This window comes from Streptomyces sp. NPDC055099, from assembly GCF_053607685.1.
Map to the genome: position 1 here is coordinate 93,685 of NZ_JBSGUA010000020.1, position 25,038 is coordinate 118,722.

Consider the following 25,038-nt stretch of genomic DNA (forward strand, 5'->3'; position numbering starts at 1 on the left):
AGTGCTTTGCCCAGCCTCATGACGCCTCCTGTGGCCGGCCGCCGCGCGGCCGCCCGTCGACTACCGTCGGCCCATGGTGGCGCATACGGGGGCGAGTTGGCACTAGCCCCCGCCCCGCCCACCGTCGACTCACGGCCACTTCTTAGTGTTCCTGTCGCATACCTCGTAGCAGAATTAAGTGGAGCTTCAGCGTCGGCGTACCGACACTGCCCCTATGACCTCACCCTCATCCACGGCTCCGGCCCCTCCCCTCGGCCGCGCCCTCTGCGCGATGGTCACGCCCTTCACGGACGACGGCGTGCTCGATCTCGACGGCGCCCAGGTGCTCGCCGAGCGTCTGGTGGCCGAAGGCTGCGACGGGCTCGTCCTGTCCGGCACCACCGGCGAGTCCCCCACCACGTCCGACGACGAGAAGGCCGCGCTCGTGCGCGCCGTCGCCGAGGCGGTCGGCGACCGGGCCTCGATCGTCGCGGGCGTGGGCAGCTACGCCACCCGGCACACGGTCGAGATGGCGCTGGCCGCCGAAAAGGCGGGCGCGGACGCCCTGTTGGTGGTCACGCCCTACTACAGCAAGCCGCCGCAGGACGCCGTCGAGGCACACTTCCTGGAGGTCGCCGACGCGACGGGACTCCCGCTCGCGCTCTACGACATCCCTGGGCGCACCGGGACGCGCATCGAGCCGGACACGATGCTGCGGCTCGCGGAGCATCCGCGGATCGTCGCCGTAAAGGACTGCGCGTACGACCTGATGGGGACTCAGAAGGTCCTGTCACGCACCGACTTGGCTTACTACACCGGCTGTGACGAGTTCATCCTGGCGCTGTACGCGGTGGGGGGCGTCGGCTACATCAGCACGGTGGCCAACGCCGTTCCGGGCCAACTCCGTTCGATCATCGACGCGTTCGACGCGGGCGACACGTCCGGGGCCCGCCGGCTCCAGCAACAGTCCATGGAACTCATCGAGTTGATGATGGGCGCCGGCCTGCCCGGCACGGTCACCTCCAAGGCGCTGCTGGGAGCGCTCGGCCTGCCCGGCGGACCGGTCCGCGCCCCGCTGCGCCCCGCAGGCCGCGAGGCGACCGACAGGCTGCTCGCCGCGTACGAAGCGCTGTGACGCGGCCGGCGGCGGTGAGTCAGCCCGCGGCGGGGAAGCCGCCGCGCTTCGTCCACAGGAGCGTTTCGCCGCCCCTGCTGAACGTGACCTTCTTGCCCCCGGCGGCGACGGCGATCTTCTCCCAGCCGTCGAAGTCCTTCGTGAGGTGCGTGGCCCACTTCGTCAGCGGGCCCGTGGCGACCGCGGCGACCGACTCGGTCGGCGGCTCGCCGTCGGCGCAGTACAGGCCGAAGTCCCCGAAGGCCGCGACGGTGCCGTCCTTGGCCTTGAGCGTGATGCCCTGACAGGCGTCGGTCTTCGTCCCGTACACGACGGCCGACTTGGACCAGCCCTTGGCCTGGGGGCTGTAGTCCTGCACGAAGAGCCCCTTGCCCTTCATGTAGTGCATCGCCACGCGTCGGCCGTCGGCGAGCTTGACCTGCGCGTTGAAGGGGCTGGGGCTGCCGCTCCAGGGGATGTCGCTCTTCTCCAGCGGATGGCCGTGGTCGCCGGCGGCGGCGTCCCGGCTGATGCTCTGCGCCGCCTTGCTGTCGCCGCCCTCGCCCTGCCCCGCGCTCTCGCCGCACCCGGCCACCAGGCCGAGTACCGCCACCGCGCCCAGGGCCATGGCCCTGGTCCCCGTTCCGCGCATGTCAGTCTCCTGTCGTCCCGCGCAGCATACGCAGCCGCGCGGGACGAGAGGGACGCGCGGTACGTCAGTTGTGGCTGTGCAGCACGTCGTTCAGGCCGCCCCACACCGCGTTGTTCGGGCGGGCCTCGACGGCGCCGGTGACCGAGTTGCGGCGGAAGAGGATGTTCGAGGCGCCGGAGAGCTCGCGGGCCTTCACGATCTGCCCGTCGGGCATGGTCACGCGCGTGCCCGCGGTGACGTACAGGCCGGCCTCGACGACGCACTCGTCACCCAGCGCGATGCCGACGCCCGCCTCGGCGCCGATCAGGCAGCGCTCGCCGATGACGATGCGGACGTTGCCGCCGCCGGAGAGGGTGCCCATGGTGGAGGCGCCGCCACCGATGTCGGAGCCGTCGCCGACGACGACACCGGCGGAGATGCGGCCCTCGACCATGGAGGTGCCGAGCGTGCCCGCGTTGAAGTTCACGAAGCCCTCGTGCATGACGGTGGTGCCCTCGGCGAGGTGCGCGCCGAGCCGCACGCGGTCGGCGTCGGCGATGCGCACGCCCTTCGGCGTGACGTAGTCCGTCATGCGCGGGAACTTGTCGACGGAGGTCACCGCGAGGTGCAGGCCCTCGGCGCGGGCGTTGAGCCGGACCTTCTCGACGTCGTCGACGGCGACCGGGCCGAGCGAGGTCCAGGCGACGTTGGCGAGGAAGGCGAACTGGCCGTCGAGGTTCACGCCGTGCGGCTTGACCAGGCGGTGCGAGAGCAGGTGCAGGCGCAGGTAGACGTCGTGGGCGTCCACCGGCTTCTCGTCGAGGGACGCGATGACCGTACGGACGGCGACGGTCTCCACGCCACGGCGGGCGTCCAGGCCGATGGCCTTGGCCGCGCCCTCACCGAGCAGCTGCACGGCACGCTCGGCGGTGAGCCGCTCGGTGCCTGCGGGGCCCGCTTCGGCGACGAGCTCGGGCGCGGGGAACCAGGTGTCGAGGACGGTGCCGTCGGCGGTGAGGGTGGCGAGGCCTGCGGCGACGGCGCCGGTGGTGCGGGAAGCGTTCGTGTCGGTCATGGGGAAAACCTAACGTTCACCCCACCACCCGAGCGAACCGGTCTCAGCCTCCGGGCCGGAGGGCTTTCAAGATCATGGCCAACCCCGGCGGCGGTCAGCCCTCGCGCGGGATCAGCCGGCCCAGCATCTCGCGGGCGTACGCCTCGTCGTACGTGCCGTCCGTCAGCAGCACCTGGAGGCAGATTCCGTCCATCAGGGCGACCAGTGCCCGTGCGGTGGCCGGGTCGGTGCGTTCGGCGAAGACCCCGGCGAGGCCGTCGCACCAGCAGGCGGCGACCGGGCGCAGGGCGGGCCTGCGCAGGGCGGCCAGATACAGCTCGTACTCCAGCTCGATCCCCGTGCGTTCCTGGCCGAGCCACATCCCGAGCACCTCGGCGATCTCACCGGCGAGGTCGACCCGGGCGTCCTGGAAGCCGCCGCGGCTCGCGACGACCTTCGCGAAGCCCTCGTTGGCCTTCTCCAGCGCGGCGAGGAGCAGCTCGTCGAGTGTCTTGAAGTGATAGGTGGTGGACCCGAGCGGCACATCGGCCTCGGCGGCGACCGAGCGATGGCTGAGCCCGCCTATCCCCTTCTCCCCCACCACCCGGATCGCGGCGTCGATGATCCGGGTACGCCGCTCGGGGTCGTAACGGCGGGCCATCAATGCGCCCCGCCGAGGTTCAGCAGCACGACGCCCGCGATCACCAGGGCGATCCCCGCGATCTTGGCCAGGCCCGCCGACTCCCCCATGAAGATCATGCCGATGGCGGCGACCGCGGCGGTCCCGATCCCGGCCCAGATCGCGTAGGCGGTGCCGACGGAGAGCGTCTTCAGGGTCTGCGCGAGCAGCGTGAAGGCGATCAGATAGCCCGCGACGGTGATCAGCGAGGGCCAGAGCCTGCTGAACCCCTCGCTGTATTTCATGGCCGTGGTCCCGGCCACCTCCGCCACGATCGCGCCGGCCAGCAGTCCGTATCCCATGCGTACGAGGGTACACATCGTTGCGTACGGCCGTACATAACGGCGGTGACGGTGAGCGGGCTATGGTGACGCGATCACTGTGGGGGGCCACAGGGGCAACGCGGCGAGAACCGCACGAGACCACGGAGCGCAAGAGCGATGTCAGACACATCGGGGTGGGGACCCCAGCCGCCTATGGGCGGACCGCCGGGGCCGTACGGAGCACCGCCCGGCTGGGGCTGGAACGGCTACGCCTGGACCCCGCCACCGCCGCCGCCCAAGCCCGGCGTCATACCCCTCGCGCCGCTGGGCGCCAACCACGTCATCGGCGGCGCGTTCGCCACCATGCGGCGCTACGCCAAGCCGCTGTTCGGCACCGCTGCCGCGGCCTACGGCCTGCTCACCGTCGTCGCCGTGACCGGCGGGGTGCTCGCCTACTTCGCGACCCGGGAGCACATCCGCGTCCTGCACGAAACCGGCGCGGACTTCTCCTGGGACGACGGCAGGCCGCTCCTGGTCGCGTTCGGCCTGGTGTGGCTGGTGTTCATGCTCGCCACGCTCGTCGTCAACTCGTTCATTCAGGCGGCGTGCGCCGCCACGCTGCACGAGGCGGTCCTCGGCCGCCCGGCGACGTTCGGTGCGGTCTGGCGCAGGGCCTGGTCGCGGACACCGTCCGTGCTGGCCGTGACGCTGCTGCTCTCGATCGTCCTGATGCTGCCGGTGGCCGCGTTCGCCCTGCTCTTCCTCTCGCTGCTCTTCCTGATGATGACCCAGTCGCTGATCCCCATCGGCCTGGTCTTCCCGCTGTTCCTGGTGACGCTGCCGCTCGCGGCCTGGCTGTACGTCCTGTTCGCCTTCGCCCCGGCCGCCGCGGCTCTCGAGACCGCGGGTCCGTTCACGGCGCTGCGGCGCTCCGTACGCCTGGTCAAGGGCGCCTGGTGGCGCACCTTCGGCATCTCGCTGCTCGCGGGTCTCATCGTGATGGGCGTCTCCCTCGCCCTGCGCATCCCCCTGCAGTTCGCCGCGCCGACTCCGCCGTCGGTCGACCCGGACGACTCCACGTCGGCCCTCTTCCTGGACCAACTGCGCTCCCAGTTCGGCCTGTTCGCCCTGTTCTCCCTGGTCGCCACGCTCGTCACGCAACTGGCGGCCAGCGTGTTCCTGCCCCTGGTGACCGCCCTGCTCTACATCGACCGGCGCATCCGCAAGGAGGGCCTCGCGCACACACTGGCGCAGGCCGACTCCCCGCAGGGGAGCTGAACGCGGTTCGGCCCCCCGCGCACCAGCGCAGGGGGCCGAACCGAAAACAACCTGTCGAACCTCAGACGTTGAACCCGAGCGCCCGAAGCTGCTCGCGGCCGTCGTCCGTGATCTTGTCCGGGCCCCACGGCGGCATCCAGACCCAGTTGATCCGGAGTTCGTTGACGATGCCGTCGGTGGCGGACTTCGCCTGGTCCTCGATGACGTCCGTCAGCGGGCAGGCCGCCGAGGTGAGCGTCATGTCGATCGTCGCGATGTTCGCGTCGTCGACGTGGATGCCGTAGATCAGGCCGAGGTTGACGACGTCGATGCCCAGCTCGGGGTCGACCACGTCGTACAGCGCCTCGCGGACCTCTTCTTCCGAGGCCGGCTTGGTCAGCGTTTCGTTCTCGCTCATGCGGTCTTCCTCTCAGCGACGTCTCCGGTACCCAGTGCCTGCGCCGTCGCGTCCTTCCACGCCATCCAGCTCAGCAGAGCACACTTCACCCGCGCCGGGTACTTGGAGACCCCGGCGAACGCGACGGCGTCCTCCAGGACCTCCTCCATCGCGTCGTCCGGCTCCAGCTTGCCCTTGGACTGCATCAGCTCCAGGAAGACCTCCTGGACCTTCTGCGCCTCGGCGAGCTCCTTGCCGACCAGGAGGTCGTTCAGGACGGACGCGCTGGCCTGGCTGATGGAGCAGCCCTGCCCCTCGTACGACACGTCGGCGATCGTCGACCCGTCGTACTTGACGCGCAGCGTGATCTCGTCGCCGCACGTCGGGTTGACGTGGTGCACCTCGGCGTCGCCATCACGCAGACCGCGCCCGTGCGGGTGCTTGTAGTGGTCCAGGATGACTTCCTGGTACATCGAATCCAGCTTCACGTTCCCAGCCAGCCCCTCAGCCGAAGAAGTTCCGTACGTGCTCCAGGCCGTCGACGAGAGCGTCGATCTCGCCGGGCGTGGAGTACAGATAGAACGACGCTCGCGTGGTCGCAGGAATTCCGTAGCGGAGGCAGACGGGGCGGGCGCAGTGGTGACCCACGCGGACCGCGATGCCTTCCTCGTCCAGGACCTGGCCCACGTCGTGCGGGTGGATGTCGCCGAGCGTGAAGGAGATCGCTGCGCCGCGGTCCTCGGCCGATGCCGGGCCGATGATCCGGAGGTCGGGGACCTCCAGGAGGCGCTTGACCGCATACTCGGTGATCGCGTGCTCATGAGCGGCGATCTTGTCCATGCCGATGGCCGAGAGGTAGTCCACGGCCGCGCCCAGGCCGACGGCCTGGGAGACCGGGGGCGTGCCCGCCTCGAACTTGTGCGGCGCGGGAGCGTAGGTCGACGAGTTCATCGACACGGTCTCGATCATCTCGCCGCCGCCGAGGAAGGGCGGGAGGTCCTCCAGGAGCTCCTGGCGTCCCCACAGCACGCCGATGCCCGTCGGGCCCAGCATCTTGTGGCCGGTGAAGGCCACGAAGTCGGCCTGCAGCGCCTGCACGTCGAGCACCATGTGCGGTGCCGCCTGCGAGGCGTCGATGAGGACGAGCGCGCCGACCTCCTGCGCACGGCGGACGATCGCCTCGACGGGGTTCTGCGTGCCCAGGATGTTCGAGACCAGGACGAAGGAGACGATCTTCGTCTTCTCCGTGATGATCTCGTTCATGTTGGACAGGTCGAGCCGGCCGTCGTCCGTGAGACCGAACCACTTCAGCTTCGCGCCCGTGCGCTGCGAGAGCAGCTGCCACGGCACGATGTTGGAGTGGTGCTCCATCTCGGTGATGACGATCTCGGTCTCGTGGTCCACGCGGTAGGGCTCGTCGGCCCAGCCCAGCATGTTGGCCACGAGGTTGAGCGACTCCGAGGCGTTCTTGGTGAAGATCACCTCGTCGCGGCTCGGCGCGTTGATGAACGCCGCGACCTTGTCACGGGCACCCTCGTAGAGCGCCGTGGCCTCCTCCGCGAGGACGTGCACGCCGCGGTGGACGTTGGCGTTGTGCTTCTCGTAGTACTCGTTGAGTACGTCGAGCACCTGGCGCGGCGTCTGGGATGTCGCCGCGTTGTCCAGGTAGACGAGCTTCTTGCCGTCGTGGATCGTGCGATCCAGGATCGGGAAGTCCTTGCGGATCGCCTCGGTGTCGAGGAGGCCGGAGAGCCCCTGGTGGGCCACTGTCACGCGGATACGCCACCCTTCGTGTAGGCCTCGTAGCCCTCGGCCTCGAGCTTGTCGGCGAGCTCGGCGCCGCCGGACTCGGCGATGCGGCCGTTCGCGAAGACGTGCACGAAATCGGGCTTGATGTAGCGCAGGATGCGCGTGTAGTGCGTGATCAGCAGGGTGCCGACCTCACCGGTCTCACGGACGCGGTTGACGCCGTCGGAGACCTGGCGCAGGGCGTCGACGTCCAGGCCGGAGTCGGTCTCGTCGAGGATCGCGATCTTCGGCTTGAGGAGCTCCATCTGGAGGATCTCGTGGCGCTTCTTCTCACCGCCGGAGAAGCCCTCGTTCACGTTGCGCTCGGCGAAGGCCGGGTCCATCTGGAGCTGCTCCATCGCGCCCTTGACCTCCTTCACCCAGGTGCGCAGCTTGGGGGCCTCGCCGCGGATCGCCGTCGCCGACGTACGCAGGAAGTTGGAGACCGAGACGCCGGGGACCTCGACCGGGTACTGCATGGCGAGGAACATGCCGGCGCGGGCACGCTCGTCGACGGACATCTCCAGGACGTCCTCGCCGTCGAGGGTGACGGTGCCCTGGGTGATCGTGTACTTGGGGTGACCCGCGATGGAGTAGGCGAGCGTCGACTTGCCGGAGCCGTTCGGGCCCATGATGGCGTGCGTCTCGCCCTGCTTCACGGTGAGGTCGACGCCCTTGAGGATCTCCTTCGTGGCGTTGTCGGCCTCGACGGTGACGTGCAGGTCTCGGATTTCAAGCGTTGCCATGTGCCTCAGGACTCCTGGGTGAGGGAGACGAGCACATCGTCCCCTTCGATCTTTACGGGGTATACGGGGACGGGGCGCGTCGCGGGAAGGCCGGACGGCTTGCCGGTGCGGAGGTCGAAGGCGGAGCCGTGCAGCCAGCACTCGATCTGGCAGTCCTCCACCTCGCCCTCGGAGAGGGAGACGTTCGCGTGCGAGCAGATGTCGTTGATCGCGAACACCTCGCCCTCGGTGTGGACGACCGAGACCGGCGTGCCGTCGAGTTCGACCCGCTTCGGGGTGTCCTCGATCAGCTCGCTCAGGCCACAGGCGCGTACGAAGGTCATGCGACCGTCGCCTCCAGCTCCTCTTCGATCTTCGCGATGAGGCGCTCCTCGACGTCCGGCAGACCGATCTGCTGGACCAGCTCGGCGAAGAAGCCGCGGACCACGAGGCGGCGCGCCTCGTCCTCCGGGATACCGCGCGACTGGAGGTAGAAGAGCTGCTCGTCGTCGAAGCGGCCGGTCGCCGAGGCGTGGCCCGCTCCGACGATCTCGCCGGTCTCGATCTCGAGGTTCGGCACGGAGTCGACGCGGGCGCCGTCGGTCAGAACCAGGTTGCGGTTCATCTCGTACGTGTCCGTGCCCTCGGCGGCGGCCTCGATGAGGACGTCGCCGATCCACACCGCGTGGGCGTCGTCGCCCTGCAGCGCGCCCTTGTAGATGACGTTCGACTTGCAGTGCGGCTGGTTGTGGTCGACCAGGAGGCGGTGCTCCTGGTGCTGGCCGGCGTCGGTGACGTACAGGCCGAGGAGCTCGGCCTCGCCGCCCGTGCCCGCGTACTCGACGCGGGGGTGCAGGCGGACGACGTCGCCGCCGAAGGTCACGACGACCGACTTGAAGGAGGCGTCCCGGCCGATCAGCGCGTTGTGCTGCGCGATGTGCACGGCCGTGTCGTCCCAGTCCTGGACGGAGACGACGGTGAGCTTGGCGCCGTCGCCCAGGAGGTAGTCGACGTTGGCCGCGAGCACGGCGTCACCGGTGTGGTCGATGACGACGAGGGCCTCGGCGAACGCGCCCACCTCGATGACCTGGTGCGCGAAGGCGGTGCCGCCCTCGCCGTGCACGGCGATGCGGATCGGCTCGGTGAGCACCGTCTCCTTGGGGACGGTCACGACCGAGGCCTTCTCGAAGGACGAGTAGGCCTGCGCGGCCACGCGGTCGACGGGCTTGCCCGCCTTGCCCACGCGCGCGTCGTCACGGCCGACGGTCTCCTGGGTCACGCCCTCCGGAGCCGTCACCTCGACGCGGATGCCGCCGGTGGCGACCGCGGTGCCGTCGTGCAGCCCGCGCAGGCGCTCCAGCGGCGTGAACCGCCACTCCTCCTCGCGGCCGTGGGGGACGGGGAAGTCCGCCACGTCGAAGGACGGGGGAGCGCTCATGCGGGTCGCGACGGTGGACTCGGCGGCCACCGCGATGGATCCGGCGGTCGTGGACCCGACCGGGATGTTCTGAGCCTCAGCCATGGCTGTCGTCGTGCTCTCTCTCTGGGTCAAGAAGTCAGTCGCTGCGGGGGACGGTCGGCCGGTCTTAACCGACCGAGCCCTCCATCTGCAGCTCGATCAGCCGGTTCAGCTCCAGGGCGTACTCCATGGGCAGCTCCTTGGCGATCGGCTCGACGAAGCCGCGCACGATCATCGCCATGGCCTCGAACTCCGTCAGACCGCGGCTCATCAGGTAGAAGAGCTGGTCGTCGGAGACCTTGGAGACGGTCGCCTCGTGGCCCATGGACACGTCGTCCTCGCGGACGTCCACGTAGGGGTACGTGTCCGAGCGGGAGATCGTGTCGACGAGCAGCGCGTCACACAGGACGTTCGACTTCGATCCGGCGGCGCCCTCGCCGATCTCGACGAGACCGCGGTAGGAGGTACGGCCACCGCCGCGCGCCACGGACTTCGAGACGATGTTGGAGGACGTGTTGGGCGCCATGTGGACCATCTTGGATCCGGCGTCCTGGTGCTGGCCCTCGCCCGCGAAGGCGATGGACAGCGTCTCGCCCTTGGCGTGCTCGCCCATCAGGTAGACGGCGGGGTACTTCATCGTCACCTTGGAGCCGATGTTGCCGTCGATCCACTCCATGGTCGCGCCCTCGTACGCCACGGCGCGCTTGGTGACCAGGTTGTAGACGTTGTTCGACCAGTTCTGGATCGTCGTGTAGCGGCAGCGGCCGCCCTTCTTCACGATGATCTCGACGACCGCGGAGTGCAGCGAGTCCGACTTGTAGATCGGCGCCGTGCAGCCCTCGACGTAGTGAACGTACGCGTCCTCGTCGACGATGATCAGCGTGCGCTCGAACTGGCCCATGTTCTCCGTGTTGATGCGGAAGTAGGCCTGGAGCGGGATCTCGACGTGCACGCCCTTGGGGACGTAGATGAACGAGCCACCGGACCACACGGCGGAGTTCAGCGACGCGAACTTGTTGTCGCCGACGGGGATGACCGTGCCGAAGTACTCCTTGAAGAGCTCCGGGTGCTCCTTCAGGGCGGTGTCCGTGTCGAGGAAGATGACGCCCTGCTCCTCCAGGTCCTCACGGATCTGGTGGTAGACGACCTCGGACTCGTACTGGGCCGCGACACCGGCGACGAGGCGCTGCTTCTCCGCCTCGGGGATGCCGAGCTTGTCGTACGTGTTCTTGATGTCCTCGGGCAGGTCCTCCCAGGACTCCGCCTGCTTCTCCGTGGACCGCACGAAGTACTTGATGTTGTCGAAGTCGATGCCGGAGAGGTCCGAGCCCCAGTTCGGCATGGGCTTCTTGTCGAAGAGGCGCAGGCCCTTGAGACGGAGCTTGGTCATCCACTCCGGCTCGTTCTTCTTGGCCGAGATGTCCTTCACGACGTCTTCGTTGATGCCGCGCTTGGCGGACGCCCCGGCCACGTCGGAGTCGGCCCAGCCGTATTCGTACGTGCCCAGACCCTCGAGTTCGGGGTGGGCAGTCTCCGTGGGGAGCGTCATGCGGGGTTCCTCCCGGCCTTGCTTGCGGATGCTTTATCAGTGGTCTGTGAAGACTGTGGGGTGTTGCGCGGGATGAACGTCGTGCAGACGCCGTCGCCGTGGGCGATGGTGGCGAGCCGCTGGACGTGCGTCCCGAGGAGGGCGGAGAACATCTCTGTCTCCGCCTCGCAAAGTTGTGGGTACTGCTCGGCGACGTGGGCGACCGGGCAGTGGTGCTGGCACAGCTGCTCGCCTACGGGGGCCGTGCGGGCCGTAGCAGCGTACCCGTCAGCGGTCAACGCCTTCGCGAGAGCCTCCGTGCGCTGCTCGGGCGGCGCCGCCTCCATCGCCTTGCGGTAGACCTCGGCCTGGGCCGCGATCCGCTCGCGGGCGAATTCGACGACCGCTCCTTCGCCGTGCCGCTCGCTGATCCAGCGCAGGGCGTCGGCGGCGAGCTTGTCGTACGACTGGTCGAAGGCGTCCCGGCCGCAGTCGGTGAGCGCGAAGACCTTGGCGGGCCGCCCGCGCGTACGTGCGCCGTAGATCCGCTGCTCCCGGGGCTCGACCACGTTCTCGTGGGCGAGGGTGTCGAGGTGCCGGCGCACGGCGGCCTGGGTCAGCTTGAGGCGGCCGGCGAGGTCGGCCACCGTGGAGGGGCCGTGGTCCAGGATGGAGCGCGCGACCCGGTTGCGCGTCGAGCGCTCCCCGGTCGCGAGTTCCTCCTGCGGAGCCTCGCCGACGTTTTTCACAACGCCATTGTTGCGTAATTCCTCAGAGCCTGACAACCCGCGTCGGGATCACGGTCCGGTGCGCTGCATCACTTAGGCATACCTAAGCTGACCTGCGGAAATGATCACTGATCGATCAAATCGGTGGCGCGTGACGGCGGGGCCGTGGAGACTCCCTGACCATGTCGACACCCCCTCCGACCGGCCCTTTGTGTACGCGCGCGTCCCTCGCGGCCGACCTCCGCGAGCTCGGTGTGAGCCCCGGCGAGACCCTCCTCGCGCACTCCTCGCTCAGCTCCCTGGGCTGGGTCGTCGGAGGCCAGATCGCCGTCGTCGAGGCACTGCTCGACGCACTGGGCCGAACGGGCACGCTCGTGGTTCCCACGCAGTCGAGCGACAACTCCGACCCGGCCGAGTGGGAGAACCCTCCCGTGCCGGAGTCCTGGTGGCCCGAGATCCGCGCCTCCATCCCCGCCTACGACCCGCGCACCGCCCCCACCCGAGGCGTCGGCGTGATCCCCGAGACCGTACGGACCTGGCCCGGCGCCCTGCGCAGCGCCCACCCCCAGACGTCCTTCGCGGCGGTCGGCCCCCGCGCGCAGGCGCTGATGGAGGGGCACGCGCTCGACTGCCGCCTCGGCGAGCGCAGCCCGCTGGCCCGCCTGGAGGCATCGGGCGCCCGGGTCCTGCTGCTCGGCGCGGGCTTCGACTCCTGCACCTCCTTCCACCTGGCCGAGTACCGCCTCCCCGCTCCCCGGGTCGAGAACTCCTTCGCGGCCATGACCCCGCGGGGCCGGCGTTGGATGACGGTGAGCGAGACCTCGATCTCCGAGGAACGCTTCGACGAACTCGGCGCGGACTTCGAGCGGGACCGCCCCGTGGTGCGCGGCAAGGTGGGCGCCGCGACAGCCCGCCTCTTCCCGGTGGCCGACGCGGTCGCGTACGCCGAGCGCTGGCTCGGCACCCACCGCTCGCGCGCCGAGTGGGCCGGGTAGCAGCCCCCTGCCCACGGGCCCCCCGCCCCTCTCTAGACTTCCCGGCATGGGAATTGAGTCCGTCGTCCAGGTCACCGGCCTGGTCAAGCGGTACGGCAAGAAGACCGCGGTGGACGGCCTCGACCTCCGCGTCCGCGCGGGCACCGTCACCGCGGTCCTCGGGCCGAACGGCGCAGGCAAGACCACCACGATCGAGACCTGCGAGGGCTATCGCAGGCCGGACGCGGGCTCGGTCCGCGTCCTTGGCCTCGACCCGGTCCGCGAGGCCGGCGCGCTGCGCCCCCGCATCGGCGTGATGCTCCAGTCCGGCGGCGTCTACTCCGGCGCCCGCGCCGACGAGATGCTGCGCCACATGGCGAAGCTGCACGTGCACCCGCTCGACGTGGGCGCGCTGATCGAGCGCCTGGGCCTGGAGAGCTGCGGCCGCACCACCTACCGGCGCCTGTCCGGCGGCCAGCAGCAGCGCCTCGCGCTCGCCATGGCCGTGGTCGGCCGGCCCGAACTGGTCTTCCTGGACGAGCCGACCGCGGGCCTCGACCCGCAGGCACGCCGGGCCACCTGGGATCTCGTACGCGATCTGCGCACCGACGGCGTCAGCGTCATCCTCACCACCCACCACATGGACGAGGCCGAGCAGCTCTCCGACGAGGTCGCGATCATCGACGCGGGCAAGGTCATCACCCATGGCACGCCGGAAGAGCTGTGCCGTGGCGGCGCCGAGAACACCCTGCGCTTCTCCGGGCGCCCCGGCCTCGACGTCGGCTCCCTCCTCAAGGCCCTCCCGCCGGACTCCGCTGCGGCCGAACTCACCCCGGGCGCGTACCGCGTGAGTGGCACGGTCGACCCGCAGCTGCTCGCCACGGTCACCTCCTGGTGCGCCCAGCACGGCGTGATGCCGGAGAAGATCGCCGTCGAACGCCACACCCTGGAAGACGTCTTCTTGGAGCTCACAGGCAAGGAGCTGCGCGGATGAGCGCCGCCGGTACGTACACGCCGAAGCCGGGCGCCGCCCCGCTCCCCCGCATGATCGCCGCGCAGGCAGCGCTGGAGACGAAGATGCTGCTGCGCAACGGCGAGCAGCTCCTCCTCACGGTGGTGATCCCGACCCTCCTCCTCGTGCTGTTCAGCGCGGTCGACATCGTCACTGTGCCCACTGAAACTGCGGGGGGCGACGGCAAGGCGGTCGACTTCCTCGCGCCCGGCATCCTCGCCCTCGCCGTGATGTCGACGGCGTTCACCGGGCAGGCCATCGCCACGGGCTTCGAGCGCCGCTACGGCGTGCTCAAGCGGCTCGGTGCCTCGCCCCTGCCCCGCTGGGCGCTGATGGCGGCCAAGACCCTGTCGGTCCTGGTCACCGAGGTCCTGCAGATCGCGCTCCTGACGGCGATCGCCTTCGCGCTCGGCTGGTCGCCGCACGGCAACCCCTTCGCCGTGCTCCTCCTCCTGATCCTCGGCACGGCGGCCTTCTCGGGCCTCGGCCTGCTGATGGCGGGCACCCTGAAGGCCGAGGCGACGCTCGCCGCCGCGAACCTGGTCTTCCTGCTCCTGCTGGTGGGCGGCGGCGTCATCGTGCCGCTGGACAAGTTCCCCGACGCGGCCCAGTCGGTGCTCGGCCTGCTGCCGATCTCCGCCCTCTCCGACGGCCTGCGGGACGTGCTCCAGGACGGCGCGGGGATGCCGTGGGGGAACCTCGCGATCCTGGCGGTGTGGGCCGTCGTCGGCCTCGGCGCCGCGGGCAGGTTCTTCCGCTGGGAGTAGCAGAGGGCGTAACCGGCGTCACAGAAGCACCGGATACGTCCCCCTCGTGAAGCCGTGCACAAGCGGCCCCCTACGATGGTCCCCGTGCCAAACGTGACCCGAGCCGACGCCGTCTCCGCCGTGCGCAACCCGCTCGCCTTCATCGCCGGACGCTGGACCCCGCAGCAGCGGACCGTCCAGCGCGCCGCCCTCATCTCGCTCGCGATGACGGTGTGCATCGTGGTCACCGGGGGCGCCGTCCGCCTGACCGGATCAGGCCTCGGCTGCCCGACCTGGCCCAAGTGCACGGACGACTCCCTGACGGCCACCCACGAGATGGGCTTCCACGGAGCCATCGAGTTCGGCAACCGCATGCTGACGTACGTGCTGTGCGCGGCCGTCGGCTGGGCCATCATCGCGGCGCGCTCGCAGAAGCCGATGCGGCGCAGCCTCACCCGGCTTGGTTGGACCCAGTTCTGGCTGGTCATGGGCAACGCGGTGCTCGGCGGCATCGTGGTGCTCGTCGGCCTCAACCCGTGGACGGTCGCGGCGCACTTCCTGCTCTCCACCGCCCTGATCGCGGTCGCCGTCACGATGTGGCAGCGCACCCGCGAGGGCGACGCCGACGCCCGCCCGCTGGTCGGCAAGGCCGTGGTGCAGCTGGTGTGGTTCCTGGTCGCGGCGTCCGTGCTGCTCATCGCGATCGGCACCGTCGTGACGGGTTCCGGCCCGCACGCGGGTGACTCCAGCGAGGTGCCGCGGATGGGCTTCGACTGGGAGACCGTCAGCAAGCTGCACGCCGTGCTCGCCTGGATCGTGGTGACACTGACGTTCGCCCTGTGGTTCGTCCTCAAGGCGGTCGACGCCCCCAAGGGCCCGCTGCACCGCACCCGCGACCTCTTCCTGATCCTGCTCGCCCAGGGCGCGATCGGCTACGTCCAGTACTTCACGGACCTGCCCGAGGTCCTGGTCGGCCTGCACATGTTCGGCTCGTGCGTGGTCTGGATCGCCGTGATGCGTGTCCTGCTGTCGCTGCGCGAACGGCCGTACACCACCGCCGGCCTGCCGGCCCAGGCCGACGACTCGCAGCTCTCGGCGGTCTGACCTCAGCCGTCGGTCAGGCCGTACACGCGGCGGGCGTTGCCCGCCGCGATGAGTCCCGCCACCCGCTGCGCGTCCGGCAGCGACCACGCGCCCTCCGCGACCCATCCGCCGAGCACCCGCCCCAGCGCCTCCCCGAAGAGCCGCGCACCCACCACGTGCAGCTCGGGAAGCCCGTGCGCGCCGCTGGAGAACAACAGCTTGCCGAAGGGCGCGAGCTCCAGGATCTCCGCGAGCACGGCGGCCGCGCGAGCGCCCGTGCGCACCAGGGCGGGGCCCAGGTCGGCGTACACGTGCGGGAAGAGACCGGCGAGGTCCGCGGCGTTGCGGTGGTACGGATAGCCGTGCAGCAGGACCAGATCGGTGCCGAGCCCCGCGGTCGCCCGCGCGAAACCGCCGAAGTACCCCTGCGGGTCACCGGCCCCCGCGTGCAGTTGCAGCGGGCGCCCCGACGCGACGGCGATCCAGAGCAGATGCCGGAGCAGTACGGGGTCCTGGAGCGCCCCGCCCACCTGCCGCCGGGCCAGCCAGCGTCCCGCCGCCCCTCGCACCTCCCCGGGACCCGGCGGTTCGGGCGCCAGGGCGAGGCTGCGCCGGACGCCCGCCACGGAGGTGAAGGCGACGGCGTTCGCGGCGGCCGCGTGCACGGACTCGGCGAGGTTGGCGAGGAACGAGTCGACGGTGCCGGAGGTGTCGGCCACCTGTTCGGCCAGTAATTCCAGGCGGACGATCTCATGGGCGTCGGCGTCCCCGGCCGACGCCATCTCGCCGGGCCCCGTCAGATCGCCGGGCAGCCCCGTGTCGACCAGATACGTCGTGATGCCGCTCCCCCGCAGCAGCCGCCGCCCCGCTTCGAGGACGCCCAGGTCGCGGCGGCGGGCGAGGTAGCGGGCGGGCGGGCAGTGCGGTTCGAGGCCGAGCAGCGGCGGGCACCAGCGGCGCACGGCGAAGCCGGTCTGGGTGTCGAAGAAGGTGGTGCCGGGCGCGGGCGGGCCCTCGCCGCGGCCGAGGTGGGCCTCGAAGGTCCCGAGGCCCAGCTCCGTACGCAGCACACCGTGGCAGTACTGGTCCACCAGGGACGGCGTTTCGATCATCCGGGCTCCCTGTAGACGGACGTGCTCCTACCGTCCTAACGGGTGACCCGGGTGTCAGGTGTTGCTCACGGCCGTTCTGTTGGCCACGGCCTCTACGCCGTCAGCGGTTGCTCTTGCCGCCGAGCTGGATGCCGGCCATGCGCGACCACTCGTACGGGCCGGTCTCCACCTTGGCGGCGAAGTCACCGTCGAAGTCCTCGTGGACGGTGATCCCGGCCTTCTCGACGGCGCTCTGCGCGATCTCGTAGGTGGGGGCCACCAGGTCGCCCCAGCCGCCGTCGTCACCGACCAGGACGATGCGGGTGCCCTCGTGCCCGATGTACGCGACCTGCCCCTCGGCGCCGCCGTGCGCCCGGGCGAAGGCACCGATCTGCTTGGCCAGCTTGGCCGCCTTCTTGTCCGCGCGGGCTGCCTGCTTGCTGTCCTCGACCTGCTGCGTCTCTGCCATGTGCAGGATGCTACCGACGGGTAGATCAACTGGCGACGGGCGGGGCACGTGGCGTTCAACACCACGTGCCCCGCCCGTCGGGAAAGTCTTGGGCTCAGCGAAGGAAGGGGTCCACCGCGACCGCCACGAACAGCAGCGAGACGTAGGTGATCGACCAGTGGAAGAGCCGCATCTCCTTGAGCTTGCCGCCCGTGACCTCGGCCTTGGCACGGTTCTGCAGGCCGTGCGCCTCCCACAGCCACCAGCCGCCGGTCACGAAGGCGACGACGGTGTAGAACCAGCCGGTGTAGCCCAGCGGCTGCAGCAGCAGCGAGACGGCGACCATCACCCAGCTGTAGAGGACGATCTGACGCGCGACCACCTTGTTCGACGCGACGACCGGCAGCATGGGCACGCCCACGCGAGCGTAGTCGTCCTTGACCTTCATCGACAGCGGCCAGTAGTGCGGCGGCGTCCAGAAGAACATGACGAGGAAGAGGATGACCGGCGCCCAGGAGAGGGAGTTGGTCACCGAGGACCAGCCGATGAGCACCGGCATGCAGCCCGCGATGCCGCCCCAGACGATGTTCTGCGAGGTGCGGCGCTTGAGGATCATCGTGTAGATGACCACGTAGAAGAGCAGGGCGCCCAGGGCGAGCCAGGCGGACAGCCAGTTGACGGCGAGACCGAAGAGCAGCGTCGAGCCGACCGCGAGCGCGATGCCGAACGCGAGGCACTCCCGGGGGCTGACCATTCCCGTGACCAGGGGCCGCTGGGACGTACGGTCCATCAGGGCGTCGATGTCACGGTCGATGTACATGTTGAGCGCGTTTGCGCCGCCCGCCGAGAGGTAACCGCCCAGGCAGGTCACAAAAACCAGCCAGAGGTCGGGCACCCCCTGCTCGGCGAGGAACATCACCGGAACGGTGGTGATCAGGAGGAGTTCGATGATTCGCGGCTTGGTCAGCGCCACGAACGCCATGACACGGGCCCCGAGCGGCCGGTGGCTTGGGCTAGAGCTCGTCCCAATTGCTCCCGCTGGACGGGATTCAACGGCCGTCACGCACACCCCTGACAGAGACTTCCCAGCAAGCCGCATCGGACGTTCAGACATGAAGATCCGGTAAAGGCTCGCGCGTACCACGCCACTGTAGACGTTGCCCATACCTCGCCCTTCGCGGGGGTGGGGTCGTGTTGAGCGGCGTGTTGGTGCGCCCGAAACACGGCCCGACACCCGTTCAGATGAGCGGTCCCGCACTCGTTGTGAGAGTCCAGATGAGCGGCTCGCGGATCACATGGTGAACACCGTGGATCCCTTTCGGGAGGCGGATGGCGGCGCACCCCGGCACTCTGGAATGACTCGAAAAAATGCACGTCTTTACAGCGGTAGGCTCGACATCGGCCGGTGGGATCTACATCGCCGGCATTCGACATGTGGAGAGGAGCCCTGACTCAGGGTGAGCACCAAGCCGACCACCACAGACCTCGAGTGGACCGAACTGGACCAGCGGGCTGTTGATACTGCCCGCGTCCTGGCCATGGACTCCGTACAGAAGGTCGGCAACGGCCATCCTGGTACGGCCATGAGCCTCGCGCCCGCCGCGTACACCCTCTTCCAGAAGGTGATGCGGCACGACCCCGCGGACGCCGACTGGACCGGACGCGACCGGTTCGTCCTTTCCGCGGGCCACTCGTCCCTGACCCTCTACATCCAGCTCTACCTGGCCGGCTTCGGCCTGGAGCTCGATGACCTGAAGGCGTTCCGCACCTGGGGCTCGAAGACCCCGGGCCACCCGGAGTACGGGCACACCACGGGCGTGGAGACGACGACCGGCCCCCTCGGCCAGGGCGTCGCCAACGCCGTGGGCATGGCGATGGCCGCCCGCTACGAGCGCGGCCTGTTCGACCCGCAGACCGCCCCGGGCGAGTCGCCGTTCGACCACCACATCTTCGCGATCGCCGGTGACGGCTGCCTCCAGGAGGGCATCTCCGGCGAGGCGTCGTCGCTGGCCGGGCACCAGAAGCTCGGCAACCTCGTGCTGCTGTGGGACGACAACCACATCTCCATCGAGGGCGACACGGAGACCGCGGTGTCCGAGGACACCATGAAGCGGTACGAGGCCTACGGCTGGCACGTCCAGCGCGTGGAGCCCAAGGAGAACGGCGACCTGGACCCGGCCGCCCTCTACAAGGCGATCCTGGCCGCGAAGGCGGAGACGGAGCGCCCCTCCTTCATCGCGATGCGCTCGATCATCGCCTGGCCCGCGCCGAACGCGCAGAACACCGAGGCCGCGCACGGCTCGGCGCTCGGCGACGAGGAGGTCGCGGCCACCAAGCGTGTCCTCGGCTTCGACCCGGAGAAGACCTTCGAGGTCTCGGACGAGGTCCTCGCGCACACCCGCGCCGCGCTCGACCGGGGCCGTGACGCCCGGGCCGAGTGGGAGAAGGGCTTCGCCGCCTGGCGCACCGCCGACTCCGCGCGCGCCGCCGAGTTCGACCGCATCGCCGCGGGCGAGCTGCCGCAGGGCTGGGAGGAGAAGCTCCCGGTCTTCGAGGCGGGCAAGGGCGTCGCGACGCGTGCCGCGTCCGGCAAGGTCCTGCAGGCGCTCGGCGCGGTGATCCCCGAGCTGTGGGGCGGCTCCGCCGACCTCGCGGGCTCGAACAACACCACGATCGACAAGACGTCGTCGTTCCTCCCGGCGGGCAACCCGCTGCCGGAGGCGAACCCGTACGGCCGCACGATCCACTTCGGCATCCGCGAGCACTCCATGGCCGCGGAGATGAACGGCATCGCGCTGCACGGCAACACCCGCATCTTCGGCGGCACCTTCCTGGTGTTCTCCGACTACATGCGCAACGCCGTGCGTCTCTCCGCGCTGATGCACCTCCCGGTGACGTACGTGTGGACGCACGACTCCATCGGTCTGGGCGAGGACGGCCCGACGCACCAGCCGGTCGAGCACCTGGCCTCGCTGCGTGCCATCCCGGGCCTGAACGTGGTCCGCCCGGCGGACGCGAACGAGACCGCCGTCGTGTGGCGCGAGATCCTCAAGCGCTACACCAAGGAGTTCGGCAAGGGCGCCCCGCACGGCCTCGCGCTGACCCGTCAGGGCGTGCCGACGTACGACCGCGAGGTCACCGAGGGCGCCGTCAAGGGTGGCTACGTCCTGTTCGAGGCCGACGGCGGCGCCCCCGAGGTCGTCCTCATCGGCACCGGCTCCGAGGTGCAGCTCGCCGTCGAGGCGCGCGAGCAGCTGCAGGCCGCGGGCGTTCCCACGCGCGTCGTCTCGATGCCGTGCGTCGAGTGGTTCGAGGCGCAGGACCAGGGGTACCGCGACAGCGTCCTTCCGCCGTCCGTCAAGGCGCGCGTGGCGGTCGAGGCGGGCATCGGCCTGACCTGGCACCGCTTCGTGGGTGACGCCGGGCGCATCGTCTCGCTGGAGCACTTCGGTGCCTCGGCCGACGGCAAGGTGCTGTTCCGCGAGTTCGGGTTCACCGCCGACGCGGTCGCATCGGCCGCCCGGGAATCGATCGACGCCGCTCAGCGCTGACGCCGACATACGACCAAGTAGGAGATGTAATCCTCATGACAGACGCACTCAAGCGCCTTTCCGACGAAGGCGTCGCGATCTGGCTGGACGACCTGTCGCGCAAGCGGATCACGTCCGGCAACCTCGCCGAGCTGATCGACCAGAGCCACGTCGTGGGCGTCACGACCAACCCGTCGATCTTCCAGAAGGCGATCTCGCAGGGCGACGGTTACGACCAGCAGCTCTCCGACCTCGCCGCCCGCGGTGTCACCGTCGAAGAAGCCATCCGCATGATCACGACGGCGGACGTCCGTGACGCCGCCGACATCCTGCGCCCGGTCTTCGACGCGACGGACGGCCAGGACGGCCGCGTGTCGATCGAGGTCGACCCGCGCCTGGCGCACAACACGAAGTCGACGGTCGCCGAGGCCAAGCAGCTCGCCTGGCTGGTGGACCGCCCGAACACGCTCATCAAGATCCCGGCGACGAAGGCGGGCCTGCCCGCGATCACCGAGGTCATCGGCCTGGGCATCAGCGTCAACGTCACGCTGATCTTCTCGCTGGAGCGTTACCGCCTGGTCATGGACGCGTACCTGGCCGGCCTGGAGAAGGCCAAGGAGCGCGGCCTGGACCTCTCCAAGATCCACTCGGTGGCGTCCTTCTTCGTGTCCCGCGTGGACACCGAGATCGACAAGCGCCTGGACGCGCTGGGCACCGACGAGGCCAAGGCCGCCAAGGGCAAGGTCGCGCTCGCCAACGCCCGCCTGGCGTACGAGGCGTACGAGGAGGTCTTCTCGTCCGACCGCTGGGCCGCGCTCGACAAGGCGCAGGCCAACAAGCAGCGTCCGCTGTGGGCCTCGACCGGCGTCAAGGACCCGGCGTACAAGGACACCCTGTACGTCGACGACCTGGTCGCGCCGAACACGGTGAACACGATGCCGGAGGCCACCCTGGAGGCCACCGCCGACCACGGCCAGATCACGGGCAACACCGTGGCCGGTACGTACGACACCGCGCGCGGCGAGATCGAGGCCGTCGAGAAGCTCGGCATCAGCTACGACGACGTGGTGCAGCTGCTCGAGGACGAGGGCGTCGAGAAGTTCGAGGCGTCCTGGAACGACCTGCTCAAGTCCACCGAGGCGGAGCTCAAGCGCCTCACCCCTTCGGAGGGCTGACCATCTTGTCAAGCAGCAATCCGCTGCGTGACGCCGCAGACCGACGGCTCCCGCGTATCGCGGGGCCGTCGGGCCTGGTCATCTTTGGCGTCACGGGCGATTTGTCCCGTAAAAAGCTGATGCCCGCTGTCTATGACCTCGCCAACCGTGGCCTGCTGCCGCCGGGCTTCTCGCTCATCGGCTTCGCGCGCCGCGACTGGGAGGACGAAGACTTCGCCCAGGTCGTCCACGACGCCGTCAAGCAGCACTCGCGTACGCCGTTCCGCGAAGAGGTCTGGCAGCAGCTCATCCAGGGGATGCGCTTCGTCCAGGGCAACTTCGACGACGACGCCGCCTTCGAGCAGCTCAAGGCCACCATTCAGGACCTCGACAAGGCACAGGGCACGGGCGGCAACTTCGCCTTCTACCTGTCGGTGCCCCCGAAGTTCTTCCCGCAGGTCGTCCAGCAGCTCAAGAAGCACGAGCTCGCGGACGCCCCGCAGGGCTCCTGGCGCCGCGCGGTCATCGAGAAGCCCTTCGGACACGACCTGGCGTCCGCCAAGGAGCTCAACTCGATCGTGCACGAGGTGTTCGCCCCGGACCAGGTGTTCCGGATCGACCACTACCTCGGCAAGGAGACCGTCCAGAACATCCTGGCGCTGCGCTTCGCCAACCAGATGTTCGAGCCGATCTGGAACCGGTCGTACGTGGACCACGTCCAGATCACGATGGCCGAGGACATCGGCATCGGCGGCCGTGCCGGTTACTACGACGGCATCGGCGCGGCCCGTGACGTCATCCAGAACCACCTGCTCCAGCTGATGGCGCTGACCGCGATGGAGGAGCCCGCCTCCTTCGACGCGGACGCGCTGGTCGCCGAGAAGGCGAAGGTCCTGGGCGCCGTGCGGCTGCCCAAGGACCTCGGTTCGAGCACGGTCCGCGGTCAGTACGCCGCGGGGTGGCAGGGCGGCGAGAAGGCCGTCGGCTACCTCCAGGAAGACGGCATCGACCCCAAGTCGAAGACCGACACCTACGCGGCCATCAAGCTGGAGGTGGACAACCGCCGCTGGGCGGGCGTCCCCTTCTACCTGCGTACGGGCAAGCGGCTGGGCCGCCGCGTCACCGAGATCGCGGTCGTCTTCCAGCGCGCGCCCCACTCCCCCTTCGACCACACGGCGACGGAGGAGCTGGGCCAGAACGCGATCGTCATCCGCGTTCAGCCCGACGAGGGCATCACGGTCCGGTTCGGCTCGAAGGTGCCCGGCACCTCGATGGAGATCCGCGACGTGTCGATGGACTTCGCCTACGGCGAGTCCTTCACCGAGTCCAGCCCGGAGGCGTACGAGCGCCTGATCCTGGACGTCCTGCTCGGCGACGCCAACCTCTTCCCGCGCACGGAGGAGGTCGAGCTGTCCTGGAACATCCTCGACCCGATCGAGGAGTACTGGGACAAGCACGGCAAGCCCGCGCAGTATTCGTCCGGGACCTGGGGCCCGTCCGAGGCGGACGAAATGCTCGCACGAGACGGACGGAGCTGGCGTCGCCCATGAAGATCGACCTTACGGACACCACGTCCAGCAAGATCAACAAGGCGCTCGTGAAGGGGCGCAGGGCGATCGGCACCCCGGCCGTCGGCATGGTGCTCACCCTCGTCATCGTCACCGACGAGGAGAACGCCTACGACGCCCTGAAGGCCGCCAACGAGGCGTCCCGCGAGCACCCCTCGCGCACGTTGGTCGTCATCAAGCGCGCCGCGCGCTCGCCCCGTGACCGCACGACGTCGCGTCTCGACGCCGAGGTGCGGGTCGGCGTCGAGGCGGGCACCGGCGAGACGGTGGTCCTGCGGCTGTACGGCGAGGTCATCAACCACGCCCAGTCGGTGGTCCTGCCGCTGCTGCTCCCCGACGCCCCCGTGGTCGTGTGGTGGCCGGTCAACGCGCCGCTCAACCCGGCCAAGGACCCGCTCGGCGCGCTCGGCCAGCGCCGCGTCACCGACACGTACGCCGCCGAGCAGCCGATCCACGAGCTGACCGCGCGCGCCGAGGCCTACCACCCCGGCGACACGGACCTCTCCTGGACCCGGATCACTCCGTGGCGCTCGATGCTCGCGGCCGCTCTCGACCAGATCGCCTGCAAGGTGACGTCGGTCGAGGTGGAGGGCGAGGAGTTCAACCCGAGCTGCGAGCTGCTCGCCATGTGGCTCGCGGACCGGCTCTCCGTCCCCGTGAAGCGCTCGCTGTCCGCGGGCCCCGGCCTCACCGGCGTACGCATGGACACCGACTGCGGTCCCATCGTGCTCGGCCGGGCCGACGGCTCGCTGGCCACGCTCTCCATCCAGGGGCAGCCCGACCGTGCGGTGGCGCTCAAGCGCCGCGAGACGGCCGAGCTGATCGCCGAGGAGCTGCGCCGTCTCGACCCGGACGACACCTACGCGTCCGCGCTGAGGTACGGCGTGGACCGCCTGGGCGAGTACGAGGAGACCGCGGTCCCCGCGGTGGAGGAGCCCGCGGAGGCGGCGAAGAAGAGCGCCCCCGCGAAGAAGACCGCGGCCAAGAAGGCGGCGACGAAGTGAGCGCGGCCCCGCAGCTGGTGGTGCACCGCGACAAGGAGCTGATGGCGCAGGCCGCCGCGGCCCGCCTCATCACGAAGATCGTCGACGCACAGGCCGCCCGCGGCTTCGCGTCGGTGGTCCTCACCGGCGGACGCAACGGCAACGGCCTGCTCGCGGCGCTGAGTTCGTCCCCGGCGAAGGACGCGATCGACTGGTCGCGCCTGGACCTGTGGTGGGGCGACGAGCGCTTCCTGCCGGACGGCGACCCGGAGCGCAACTACACCCAGGCCAAGGAGGCACTGCTCGACTCGGTGCCGCTCAACCCGGCCCGGGTGCATCCGATGCCCGCGTCGGACGGCGCCTACGAGGTGGACGCGGCGGCCGGGATGTACGCGGCCGAGCTCACCGCGGCCGCGGGGCCCGAGGACCACGGCCCGGTGCCGACGTTCGACGTGCTGATGCTGGGCGTCGGCCCCGACACCCATGTCGCCTCGCTCTTCCCGGAGTTGCCCGCGGTCCGTGAGACGGAGCGGACGGTGGTGGGCGTGCACGGCGCGCCCAAGCCGCCGCCCGTGCGCATCACGCTCACGCTCCCGGCGATCCGGTCGGCGCGTGAGGTGTGGCTGCTGGCCGCCGGCGAGGACAAGGCGAACGCCGCGGCGATGGCCCTGTCGGGCGCGGGCGAGGTGCAGGCGCCCGCCGCGGGCGCGTACGGCAGGTCGCGGACGCTGTGGCTCCTTGACAAGGCGGCGGCCTCGCAGCTGCCGCGCGACCTGTATCCGCCGGCTTCTCCCTGAGCAAAACCGAAACGTACGTCGGCCCGGTCCGCCTCTCGGCGGCCCGGGCC

26 protein-coding genes are annotated in these 25,038 nt (G+C 69.9%); 11 read left to right on the plus strand and 15 right to left on the minus strand.

Annotated features, from left to right (window positions below; translation table 11 throughout):
• Nucleotides 1–214 precede the first annotated feature (214 nt).
• Nucleotides 215–1,114 carry a 4-hydroxy-tetrahydrodipicolinate synthase gene (gene dapA / locus ACWFRU_RS36175; RefSeq protein WP_453692337.1) on the plus strand — a complete coding sequence of 300 codons (900 nt, stop codon included), beginning with the start codon at nt 215–217 and terminating at the stop codon, nt 1,112–1,114.
• A 19-nt stretch (nt 1,115–1,133) separates the two neighbouring features.
• Here the strand turns inward: dapA and ACWFRU_RS36180 are convergent, their stop codons facing one another.
• From ACWFRU_RS36180 to ACWFRU_RS36195, 4 genes are all read right to left on the minus strand, one after another.
• Nucleotides 1,134–1,745: a hypothetical protein gene (locus ACWFRU_RS36180; protein ID WP_453692338.1), complete on the minus strand. Its 612-nt coding sequence runs from the start codon at nt 1,743–1,745 to the stop codon at nt 1,134–1,136.
• Between the two features lie 64 nt (nt 1,746–1,809).
• Nucleotides 1,810–2,799, minus strand: coding sequence for a 2,3,4,5-tetrahydropyridine-2,6-dicarboxylate N-succinyltransferase (dapD, locus tag ACWFRU_RS36185; protein WP_453692339.1), 990 nt, complete (start codon nt 2,797–2,799; stop codon nt 1,810–1,812).
• Between the two features lie 94 nt (nt 2,800–2,893).
• Nucleotides 2,894–3,439 (minus strand): TetR/AcrR family transcriptional regulator, encoded by a 546-nt coding sequence (locus ACWFRU_RS36190; RefSeq protein ID WP_453692340.1) that lies wholly within the window; start codon nt 3,437–3,439, stop codon nt 2,894–2,896.
• Entirely contained in the window at nt 3,439–3,759 is a 321-nt protein-coding gene (locus tag ACWFRU_RS36195; protein ID WP_453692341.1) for a DMT family transporter, read from the minus strand. Before ACWFRU_RS36195 ends, ACWFRU_RS36190 begins: the two co-directional genes overlap by 1 nt.
• Nucleotides 3,760–3,897: 138 nt before the next feature.
• Between ACWFRU_RS36195 and ACWFRU_RS36200 the strand changes: the two genes are divergently transcribed.
• The gene (locus ACWFRU_RS36200) at nt 3,898–4,998 is read left to right on the plus strand and encodes a DUF7847 domain-containing protein (protein WP_453692342.1); all 1,101 of its coding nucleotides are present in this window, start codon (nt 3,898–3,900) and stop codon (nt 4,996–4,998) included.
• A 61-nt stretch (nt 4,999–5,059) separates the two neighbouring features.
• Here the strand turns inward: ACWFRU_RS36200 and ACWFRU_RS36205 are convergent, their stop codons facing one another.
• The 8 genes from ACWFRU_RS36205 to ACWFRU_RS36240 form a co-directional block, all read right to left on the minus strand.
• On the minus strand, nt 5,060–5,395 hold the full coding sequence (locus ACWFRU_RS36205) for a metal-sulfur cluster assembly factor (RefSeq protein ID WP_160504340.1): 336 nt from the start codon (nt 5,393–5,395) through the stop codon (nt 5,060–5,062).
• Entirely contained in the window at nt 5,392–5,862 is a 471-nt protein-coding gene (sufU, locus tag ACWFRU_RS36210; RefSeq protein ID WP_453692343.1) for a Fe-S cluster assembly sulfur transfer protein SufU, read from the minus strand. The genes ACWFRU_RS36205 and sufU overlap by 4 nt, the downstream gene beginning before the upstream one ends.
• 16 nt (nt 5,863–5,878) lie before the next feature.
• A complete protein-coding gene (locus ACWFRU_RS36215) occupies nt 5,879–7,147 on the minus strand; it encodes a cysteine desulfurase (RefSeq protein WP_363208036.1) in 1,269 nt (422 codons plus the stop codon).
• Nucleotides 7,144–7,908 carry a Fe-S cluster assembly ATPase SufC gene (gene sufC, locus ACWFRU_RS36220; protein WP_365827241.1) on the minus strand — a complete coding sequence of 255 codons (765 nt, stop codon included), beginning with the start codon at nt 7,906–7,908 and terminating at the stop codon, nt 7,144–7,146. Before sufC ends, ACWFRU_RS36215 begins: the two co-directional genes overlap by 4 nt.
• Before the next feature lie 5 nt (nt 7,909–7,913).
• Nucleotides 7,914–8,231, minus strand: a complete 318-nt coding sequence (locus ACWFRU_RS36225) for a bifunctional 3-phenylpropionate/cinnamic acid dioxygenase ferredoxin subunit (protein WP_453692344.1) — start codon at nt 8,229–8,231, stop codon at nt 7,914–7,916.
• Nucleotides 8,228–9,409: a Fe-S cluster assembly protein SufD gene (sufD, locus tag ACWFRU_RS36230; RefSeq protein ID WP_453692345.1), complete on the minus strand. Its 1,182-nt coding sequence runs from the start codon at nt 9,407–9,409 to the stop codon at nt 8,228–8,230. Before sufD ends, ACWFRU_RS36225 begins: the two co-directional genes overlap by 4 nt.
• Nucleotides 9,410–9,473: 64 nt before the next feature.
• Complete coding sequence (gene sufB / locus ACWFRU_RS36235; protein WP_190083270.1) at nt 9,474–10,895, minus strand: Fe-S cluster assembly protein SufB; 1,422 nt, start codon at nt 10,893–10,895, stop codon at nt 9,474–9,476.
• Nucleotides 10,892–11,623, minus strand: coding sequence for a helix-turn-helix transcriptional regulator (locus tag ACWFRU_RS36240; RefSeq protein ID WP_453692346.1), 732 nt, complete (start codon nt 11,621–11,623; stop codon nt 10,892–10,894). Before ACWFRU_RS36240 ends, sufB begins: the two co-directional genes overlap by 4 nt.
• A 161-nt stretch (nt 11,624–11,784) precedes the next feature.
• Here ACWFRU_RS36240 and ACWFRU_RS36245 point away from each other — a divergent pair, with 161 nt between their 5' ends.
• From ACWFRU_RS36245 to ACWFRU_RS36260, 4 genes are all read left to right on the plus strand, one after another.
• A complete protein-coding gene (locus tag ACWFRU_RS36245; RefSeq protein WP_453692347.1) occupies nt 11,785–12,597 on the plus strand; it encodes an aminoglycoside N(3)-acetyltransferase in 813 nt (270 codons plus the stop codon).
• 46 nt (nt 12,598–12,643) lie between these two features.
• Nucleotides 12,644–13,570: an ABC transporter ATP-binding protein gene (locus tag ACWFRU_RS36250; protein WP_453692348.1), complete on the plus strand. Its 927-nt coding sequence runs from the start codon at nt 12,644–12,646 to the stop codon at nt 13,568–13,570.
• Nucleotides 13,567–14,355, plus strand: coding sequence for an ABC transporter permease (locus ACWFRU_RS36255; protein WP_453692349.1), 789 nt, complete (start codon nt 13,567–13,569; stop codon nt 14,353–14,355). The genes ACWFRU_RS36250 and ACWFRU_RS36255 overlap by 4 nt, the downstream gene beginning before the upstream one ends.
• Nucleotides 14,356–14,430: 75 nt before the next feature.
• On the plus strand, nt 14,431–15,438 hold the full coding sequence (locus ACWFRU_RS36260) for a COX15/CtaA family protein (RefSeq protein WP_453692350.1): 1,008 nt from the start codon (nt 14,431–14,433) through the stop codon (nt 15,436–15,438).
• Between the two features lie 2 nt (nt 15,439–15,440).
• Here the strand turns inward: ACWFRU_RS36260 and ACWFRU_RS36265 are convergent, their stop codons facing one another.
• The 3 genes from ACWFRU_RS36265 to ACWFRU_RS36275 form a co-directional block, all read right to left on the minus strand.
• Entirely contained in the window at nt 15,441–16,529 is a 1,089-nt protein-coding gene (locus ACWFRU_RS36265) for an amidohydrolase (protein ID WP_453692351.1), read from the minus strand.
• Nucleotides 16,530–16,629: 100 nt separating this feature from the next.
• On the minus strand, nt 16,630–16,977 hold the full coding sequence (locus ACWFRU_RS36270) for a hypothetical protein (protein WP_453692352.1): 348 nt from the start codon (nt 16,975–16,977) through the stop codon (nt 16,630–16,632).
• A gap of 94 nt (nt 16,978–17,071) precedes the next feature.
• The gene (locus ACWFRU_RS36275) at nt 17,072–18,025 is read right to left on the minus strand and encodes a heme o synthase (protein WP_453692360.1); all 954 of its coding nucleotides are present in this window, start codon (nt 18,023–18,025) and stop codon (nt 17,072–17,074) included.
• Nucleotides 18,026–18,413: 388 nt separating this feature from the next.
• Between ACWFRU_RS36275 and tkt the strand changes: the two genes are divergently transcribed.
• Genes tkt through pgl form a run of 5 tightly spaced genes read left to right on the plus strand, consistent with a single transcriptional unit; the run spans nt 18,414 to nt 24,988 of the window.
• Nucleotides 18,414–20,507, plus strand: coding sequence for a transketolase (gene tkt, locus ACWFRU_RS36280; RefSeq protein WP_453692353.1), 2,094 nt, complete (start codon nt 18,414–18,416; stop codon nt 20,505–20,507).
• A gap of 35 nt (nt 20,508–20,542) precedes the next feature.
• Nucleotides 20,543–21,661: a transaldolase gene (gene tal, locus ACWFRU_RS36285; RefSeq protein WP_453692354.1), complete on the plus strand. Its 1,119-nt coding sequence runs from the start codon at nt 20,543–20,545 to the stop codon at nt 21,659–21,661.
• A gap of 5 nt (nt 21,662–21,666) precedes the next feature.
• On the plus strand, nt 21,667–23,190 hold the full coding sequence (gene zwf / locus ACWFRU_RS36290) for a glucose-6-phosphate dehydrogenase (protein WP_453692355.1): 1,524 nt from the start codon (nt 21,667–21,669) through the stop codon (nt 23,188–23,190).
• Nucleotides 23,187–24,212, plus strand: coding sequence for a glucose-6-phosphate dehydrogenase assembly protein OpcA (gene opcA / locus ACWFRU_RS36295; RefSeq protein WP_365827265.1), 1,026 nt, complete (start codon nt 23,187–23,189; stop codon nt 24,210–24,212). Before zwf ends, opcA begins: the two co-directional genes overlap by 4 nt.
• The gene (gene pgl, locus ACWFRU_RS36300) at nt 24,209–24,988 is read left to right on the plus strand and encodes a 6-phosphogluconolactonase (protein ID WP_363208049.1); all 780 of its coding nucleotides are present in this window, start codon (nt 24,209–24,211) and stop codon (nt 24,986–24,988) included. Before opcA ends, pgl begins: the two co-directional genes overlap by 4 nt.
• Nucleotides 24,989–25,038 lie beyond the last annotated feature (50 nt).

Coding starts and splice junctions, on each gene's coding strand:
- ACWFRU_RS36225 (WP_453692344.1), bottom strand. CDS start 8,231: ATGACCTTCGTACGCGCCTGTGGCCTGAGCGAGCTGATCGAGGACACC.
- ACWFRU_RS36245 (WP_453692347.1), top strand. CDS start 11,785: ATGTCGACACCCCCTCCGACCGGCCCTTTGTGTACGCGCGCGTCCCTC.
- ACWFRU_RS36265 (WP_453692351.1), bottom strand. CDS start 16,529: ATGATCGAAACGCCGTCCCTGGTGGACCAGTACTGCCACGGTGTGCTG.
- ACWFRU_RS36180 (WP_453692338.1), bottom strand. CDS start 1,745: ATGCGCGGAACGGGGACCAGGGCCATGGCCCTGGGCGCGGTGGCGGTA.
- ACWFRU_RS36260 (WP_453692350.1), top strand. CDS start 14,431: ATGGTCCCCGTGCCAAACGTGACCCGAGCCGACGCCGTCTCCGCCGTG.
- ACWFRU_RS36190 (WP_453692340.1), bottom strand. CDS start 3,439: ATGGCCCGCCGTTACGACCCCGAGCGGCGTACCCGGATCATCGACGCC.
- dapD (WP_453692339.1), bottom strand. CDS start 2,799: ATGACCGACACGAACGCTTCCCGCACCACCGGCGCCGTCGCCGCAGGC.
- ACWFRU_RS36195 (WP_453692341.1), bottom strand. CDS start 3,759: ATGGGATACGGACTGCTGGCCGGCGCGATCGTGGCGGAGGTGGCCGGG.
- sufD (WP_453692345.1), bottom strand. CDS start 9,409: ATGGCTGAGGCTCAGAACATCCCGGTCGGGTCCACGACCGCCGGATCC.
- ACWFRU_RS36255 (WP_453692349.1), top strand. CDS start 13,567: ATGAGCGCCGCCGGTACGTACACGCCGAAGCCGGGCGCCGCCCCGCTC.
- dapA (WP_453692337.1), top strand. CDS start 215: ATGACCTCACCCTCATCCACGGCTCCGGCCCCTCCCCTCGGCCGCGCC.
- ACWFRU_RS36200 (WP_453692342.1), top strand. CDS start 3,898: ATGTCAGACACATCGGGGTGGGGACCCCAGCCGCCTATGGGCGGACCG.
- sufC (WP_365827241.1), bottom strand. CDS start 7,908: ATGGCAACGCTTGAAATCCGAGACCTGCACGTCACCGTCGAGGCCGAC.
- sufB (WP_190083270.1), bottom strand. CDS start 10,895: ATGACGCTCCCCACGGAGACTGCCCACCCCGAACTCGAGGGTCTGGGC.
- ACWFRU_RS36270 (WP_453692352.1), bottom strand. CDS start 16,977: ATGGCAGAGACGCAGCAGGTCGAGGACAGCAAGCAGGCAGCCCGCGCG.
- tal (WP_453692354.1), top strand. CDS start 20,543: ATGACAGACGCACTCAAGCGCCTTTCCGACGAAGGCGTCGCGATCTGG.
- opcA (WP_365827265.1), top strand. CDS start 23,187: ATGAAGATCGACCTTACGGACACCACGTCCAGCAAGATCAACAAGGCG.
- ACWFRU_RS36250 (WP_453692348.1), top strand. CDS start 12,644: ATGGGAATTGAGTCCGTCGTCCAGGTCACCGGCCTGGTCAAGCGGTAC.
- ACWFRU_RS36205 (WP_160504340.1), bottom strand. CDS start 5,395: ATGAGCGAGAACGAAACGCTGACCAAGCCGGCCTCGGAAGAAGAGGTC.